4 protein-coding genes are annotated in these 4893 nt (G+C 60.9%); 2 read left to right on the top strand and 2 right to left on the bottom strand.

The annotated features are described in order from the left end of the window. Positions 1–93 precede the first annotated feature (93 nt). Together IGS51_RS22140 and IGS51_RS22135 are read right to left on the bottom strand one after the other, a co-directional pair. Positions 94–2112, bottom strand: coding sequence for a serine/threonine-protein kinase (locus IGS51_RS22140; RefSeq protein WP_297081062.1), 2019 nt, complete (start codon positions 2110–2112; stop codon positions 94–96). A 29-nt stretch (positions 2113–2141) separates the two neighbouring features. Further along, on the bottom strand, positions 2142–2396 hold the full coding sequence (locus IGS51_RS22135; RefSeq protein ID WP_068513850.1) for a Ycf34 family protein: 255 nt from the start codon (positions 2394–2396) through the stop codon (positions 2142–2144). A gap of 292 nt (positions 2397–2688) precedes the next feature. Here IGS51_RS22135 and IGS51_RS22130 point away from each other — a divergent pair, with 292 nt between their 5' ends. Both IGS51_RS22130 and IGS51_RS22125 read left to right on the top strand, forming a co-directional pair. Then, a complete protein-coding gene (locus tag IGS51_RS22130; protein ID WP_297081059.1) occupies positions 2689–3990 on the top strand; it encodes a CCA tRNA nucleotidyltransferase in 1302 nt (433 codons plus the stop codon). 56 nt (positions 3991–4046) lie between these two features. Continuing rightward, positions 4047–4730 carry a DUF6629 family protein gene (locus IGS51_RS22125; RefSeq protein WP_297081058.1) on the top strand — a complete coding sequence of 228 codons (684 nt, stop codon included), beginning with the start codon at positions 4047–4049 and terminating at the stop codon, positions 4728–4730. Positions 4731–4893 lie beyond the last annotated feature (163 nt).

Genomic DNA, 4893 nt, shown 5'->3' with positions numbered 1-4893 from the left:
CGAAGAGGGAAGAAGTTCTGTTTTTCGTTTTTCCCGTGAAGTTCCGTTTTTCGTGGGAATGATTCAGAACTTTGTGTGTCCCAGGTCTGGAAACTAGAAATCAAGGGGTTCAGCCCTGTCATCTGCGTTTTTCTGACCACTCCCTTTTTCGTTCTTCGTTCTTCGTTTTTCGTTTTTTCTATCTCTCACCCCGTCACTCCCAATCCCCTCCTCCCATATCCTCACCACCTCGTCGGCCCCGCCGCTGACGAGGCTTTTTCCGTCTGGGCTAAAGACAAGAGCAGCGATCGCCCAGGCTCCGCGCAAGGCAGTGGATCGATGGGCAACGGTCAGGCCAATCTCAGGATGGCGCGTGAGGGGCCAGAGCTTGATCGTGTTGTCGTCACTGCCGCTGGCCAGGAGGGTTCCCTGGGGGCTGAGGGCAAGGGTGGTGATGGTGTCTTTGTGGGCGACGATGGGGCGCGTCTGGGCCATGCGGTTGAGGTCCCAAAATCGCAGCGTCTTGTCGGCTCCGGCACTGATCAGGCTTTGCCAGTCGGCGGTGATCGCCAGCGAGGTAATGCGGTCGGTATGGGCCCGCAGCGTGCCGATCAGTGCGTCGGTTCGCAGGTTCCACAGACGGATGGTGTTGTCGTAGCTGGCGCTGATTAGCGTGTGCCCGTCGGGGCTGAGGAGCAGGGCGCTAATGCGATCGCGGTGCTTACCCAGGCTGGCAATTTGCTCACCCGTTTCCAAATTCCACAGGTTGATGCGCCCATCGCCGCCGCCCGTGGCGAACAGGGGTGCGTGCTGGCTAAGGGCGATCGCCGACACCAGCCAGTCGTGCCCGTCAATCGTCCGCATCAGCTTTTGGGTGGCCATGTCCCACTGCTTGATCGTGCCGTCGTCGCTAGCGCTGAGCAGTTCGATGCTGTCAGGGGTAAAGGCCAGAGCGCTGAGGCGATCGCCATGCCCATTGCCAAACAGGCCCCCGTTGCCCAGCGTATGCAGCAGGTCGCCCGTCTCCAGACTCCACAGCCGGATGGTTTTATCAGTGCTGCCGCTGGCAATCCACAGACCGTCGGGGCTGGTGGCGAGGGTGGTAATGGGGCCAGTGTGGGCAGCAAGGGTGCGGGTGCAGTGCCAGTTGGAGAGCGGGGGCGGAGGGGCAAGGGGAGCAACGGGTTGACGAGGGGCGGGAACGATGGATTGGCGAGGAGCAGGGGGGAAGTTGGGCAGTTTGGGGAGGGGGAAGCCGAGGTCTTTGAGGACGGCAGCGGCGGTTTTGTAGCGGCTGCTGATGGGGCGCTGGAGCAGTTTATTGAGAACGCGGGTGAGGCGATCGCCAATCGGCTCTGGCAAATACTGCCGCCAGATCCAGGCATCCTGCATGGGGGAATACAGGTCAAACGGGTGCATCCCGGTCAAGAGGTGAATACAGGTCACGCCCAGGCTGTAGAGGTCGCTGGCAAATTCGGCCCGCCCCATCACCTGCTCTGGCGCAGCATAGCCCGCGCTGCCGATCATCGTGCCCGTTTTCCCCAGGGCCGTCTGCGTGGCATATTTCGACGCGCCAAAGTCCACTAGCACCAGTTCCCGATCGCCCTGCCGCTGAATGATATTTTCGGGCTTCAGGTCGCGGTGGATGACGCGCTGACTGTGAATAAACGCCAGCACAGGCAGCAGGCTTCTCAGCAAATCCAGCACCTGCCCCTCGTGAAACACCTTCTGCTCGTGCAGCAGCACTTCCAGATTTTTCCCTGGAATATATTCCTGCACCAGGTATTGCCCGTCCTCATCTTCCAGATGCGCCAGCAGCCGGGGAATTTGGGGATGCTGCCCCAGCCGCCGCAGCCGCTCGGCCTCTTGCCGGAATAGCTCGGATGCTCGGCGCAAATCGCCCCGCTGGAGGGGAAAGAATTGCTTGATAACGCAGTGGCGAGGAGAAGCGGAATGCTGGGCAGACCGTTTGCGCTCGTCGATGGCCAGGAAGGTGCGCCCAAAGCCGCCCTGCCCCAGTAGCTTGACCGCTCGAAAGCGATCGCCTAGCAGTAGCGCTGTCCCGCAGTGCTGACACGTTTCTCCGGTTCCGGGATCTTGCGGCTGCGGGCAGGCAGGATTCAGGCAATGCATTCGGTTCAGCCAATAAGGTCAAAGCGCGATCATGTGGGCACTAGCTCACCCGGACGCAGCTTCGCCCATTTGCCCGTTTCTTCGACAAAGCTGAGGCAGCCGACCACATCCCACTCCATTTCGATAATGTCATCCGCGTCGCCCTGGCGAATATTGACATTAATCGTCGGTTCGGTGGCTTCAAAGTCTGGAAACTCTGTCAGATGGGGCTGCTGATGCTGGTGTTCCACCGCGTGATACGTCGTGCAGCGATCCACGTAATGGCAGTTAACGCAAATACACATCTTAAAAATTCTCCCGCCGCCAGGCCAGTGGGGATTTAGAGTCGTCTGCTTTTATGCTACTCTAGCTCAGTTTGCGAAAAAGCGGCGATCGCCCCCGACAGATATAGCAGAATGGAGGTATTCGGTTTCAGGGGTTAGGGATTGGGGGTCAACGGCTGGGGGCTAGCGGACGGGTGCAGGGGTTGAACCTTGCCTCCCTCGCTCCAGAAAGCACGGTTCTGACCTTTGATCCGTCACCTCCGAGCCACCGTCCGTGTATTCCCTGCTCCCTGACCCCTGACCCTTCCCTCCCTTGACCTACCTCACCCTACCCACAGACACGCTCACCACGGCTTCTGCCCTGTCGCCCCACACCTGGCCCTTTAGCCTGGAATGGCTGCCGTCGGATGCGTACTTGGTGGGCGGCAGCGTGCGGGATGCGCTGCTGGGACGACAAGCAGAGTATCTAGATCTGGATTTTGTGCTGCCGGAAGGGGCCGTGGCCACGGCGCGGGCGATCGCCAATCACTATCGCACGGGCTATGTGCTGCTGGATGCGGAGCGGCAGATTGCGCGGGCGGTGTTTGAGCGGGCCACGGTGGACTTTGCCCAGCAGGTGGGGCCGACGCTGGAGGCAGATTTGCAGCGGCGCGATTTTACTGTGAATGCGATCGCCTACGACCCACACACCGAGCAGCTCTTTGACCCGCTGAACGGCTACCGCGACTTGCAGCAGCAACTCATCCGCATGGTTGCGCCGGAGAACCTGAAGGAAGATCCGCTGCGGCTGCTGCGGGCCTATCGGCAGGCGGCGCAGCTTGGCTTTGAGCTAGAGCCAGACACGCAGACCACGATTCAGCGGCTGGCAGATTTGCTGGCAGGCATTGCGCCAGAGCGGGTGCAGGCAGAATTAAACTACCTGCTGGGCACAGCACGGGGCACGCGCTTTTTGCAGATGGCCTGGGAAGACGGACTGTTTTGCACCTGGCTGCCCCACGCGACAGCGACGGGGATGGATCGGGTTGCCCAGATGGACGAGGCGGCGATCGCCCTGGAAACGCGCTGGCCGGCGCTGGGAGCAGAGCTTTCGGGCTGGCTGCGGGATCAGCAAAAGGTGTCGGGGCTGGGGCGAAGCTGGATGCGAATCGCCAAACTGACGGCGCTGGTCTCGCCGGAGGCGGCCGAAGCCGAAGCCGAACTGCGAACCCTGAAGTATAGCCGCAACGAAATCCAGGCGGTGCAGACGGTGCTGCGCTATTTGCCGCAGGTGCCTGCCATCGTGCAGCCAACTGCCACTGCGACTGAACAGTATTTCTTCTTTCAAGGCGTGGGCGCGGCCTTTGGGGCGCTGAGCGTGGTGGCGCTGGCATCGGGCATTTCCGAAGCGGCGATCGCCCCGCTGATTACCCGATTTCTTGACCCCCATGACGCGATCGCCCATCCCCACCCGCTCGTGACCGGGCGCGACCTGATGACCCAGTTGCATCTGCCGCCTGGCCCCCAGATTGGGCAACTGCTTGAAGTTTTGCAACTGGCTCGCGCCGAAGGAAAAATCGCCACGCCCGCCGAAGCGCTTGATTTGGCGGCCATCTGGATGCAGCAGCAGTCGGAATAACGACCAGTCGTTCTGAGGCCGCCAGCGCTATAACGGCGTTAGGAGGATCTCTGGCTATGTGTTTTTCTGCAACTGCTAGCTTCAGCTTGGGCGCAGCCCTAATTCCCGTCGGCATCGCCTGCCTCAAAAAGGCGCAAGAAGAGGACAGACGCTATATGCCGCTGGCGGCGTTTCCGCTGGCCTTTGGCATCCAGCAGGCAATCGAGGGGCTGGTGTGGGTGGGACTGGGTGCAAACCATACTCGGCTGGTGGCGCTGGCGGCGGCCGGGTTTGTGTGCTTTTCTCACGGCTTTTGGCTGGTGTGGACCCCGCTGACGGCGGCGAGCGTGGAGGGCGATCGCCCCCGAAAACGGATCTGGCGGGCGCTCACGGGCATCGGCTTGCTCTACGGACTCTATTTCAACCTGCCCCTCTGGCTCCACCAGCGGCAACTCGCAGTGAGCATCCACAACCATTCGCTCGTCTACCAGCTTCAACTGTGGCTCTATCCCACGCGCTTCCTGGTGCTGCTAGGCTATACGCTGTATGTCCTGACGATCTTGGCTCCGCTGGTGCTAAGTGGCGATCGCCATCTTCAGCGGCTAGGGGGGCTGGTGCTGGTGGCGCTGCTGCTCACCGCCAACTTTTTTAGCGCCGGATTCATTTCAGTGTGGTGCTTTTTTGCAGCCCTCGTTTCGCTGTATGTTGGCTATGTCTTTTTGCAAGGACTGGAACCCCGCTCCCAGCCGCCCTTTGCCTAGAGCCACAGCCTAATCCCGCAGCCTGATCCCACAGCCTAATCCCGCAGCCTGATCCCGCAGCCCAAAGCCTGACTATGCCCACAACGCTCACCCTGTTTGACTTTAGACAGCCCCAGCCCACCCTTGCAGCCGTGTGGGGGCCGCTCAACGATGGCGTGATGGG

This window comes from Thermoleptolyngbya sp. M55_K2018_002, from assembly GCF_015295965.1.
Classification (GTDB): Bacteria; Cyanobacteriota; Cyanobacteriia; order Elainellales; family Elainellaceae; genus Thermoleptolyngbya; species Thermoleptolyngbya sichuanensis.
The sequence above is the reverse complement of the archived record's forward strand: the minus strand, read 5'-3'. Positions and strand labels throughout refer to the sequence as shown.

What these genes read in the sequence shown, in the direction of transcription:
- IGS51_RS22140 (WP_297081062.1), bottom strand. Translation starts at nt 2,112, where the DNA reads ATGCATTGCCTGAATCCTGCCTGCCCGCAGCCGCAAGATCCCGGAACC.
- IGS51_RS22135 (WP_068513850.1), bottom strand. Translation starts at nt 2,396, where the DNA reads ATGTGTATTTGCGTTAACTGCCATTACGTGGATCGCTGCACGACGTAT.
- IGS51_RS22125 (WP_297081058.1), top strand. Translation starts at nt 4,047, where the DNA reads ATGTGTTTTTCTGCAACTGCTAGCTTCAGCTTGGGCGCAGCCCTAATT.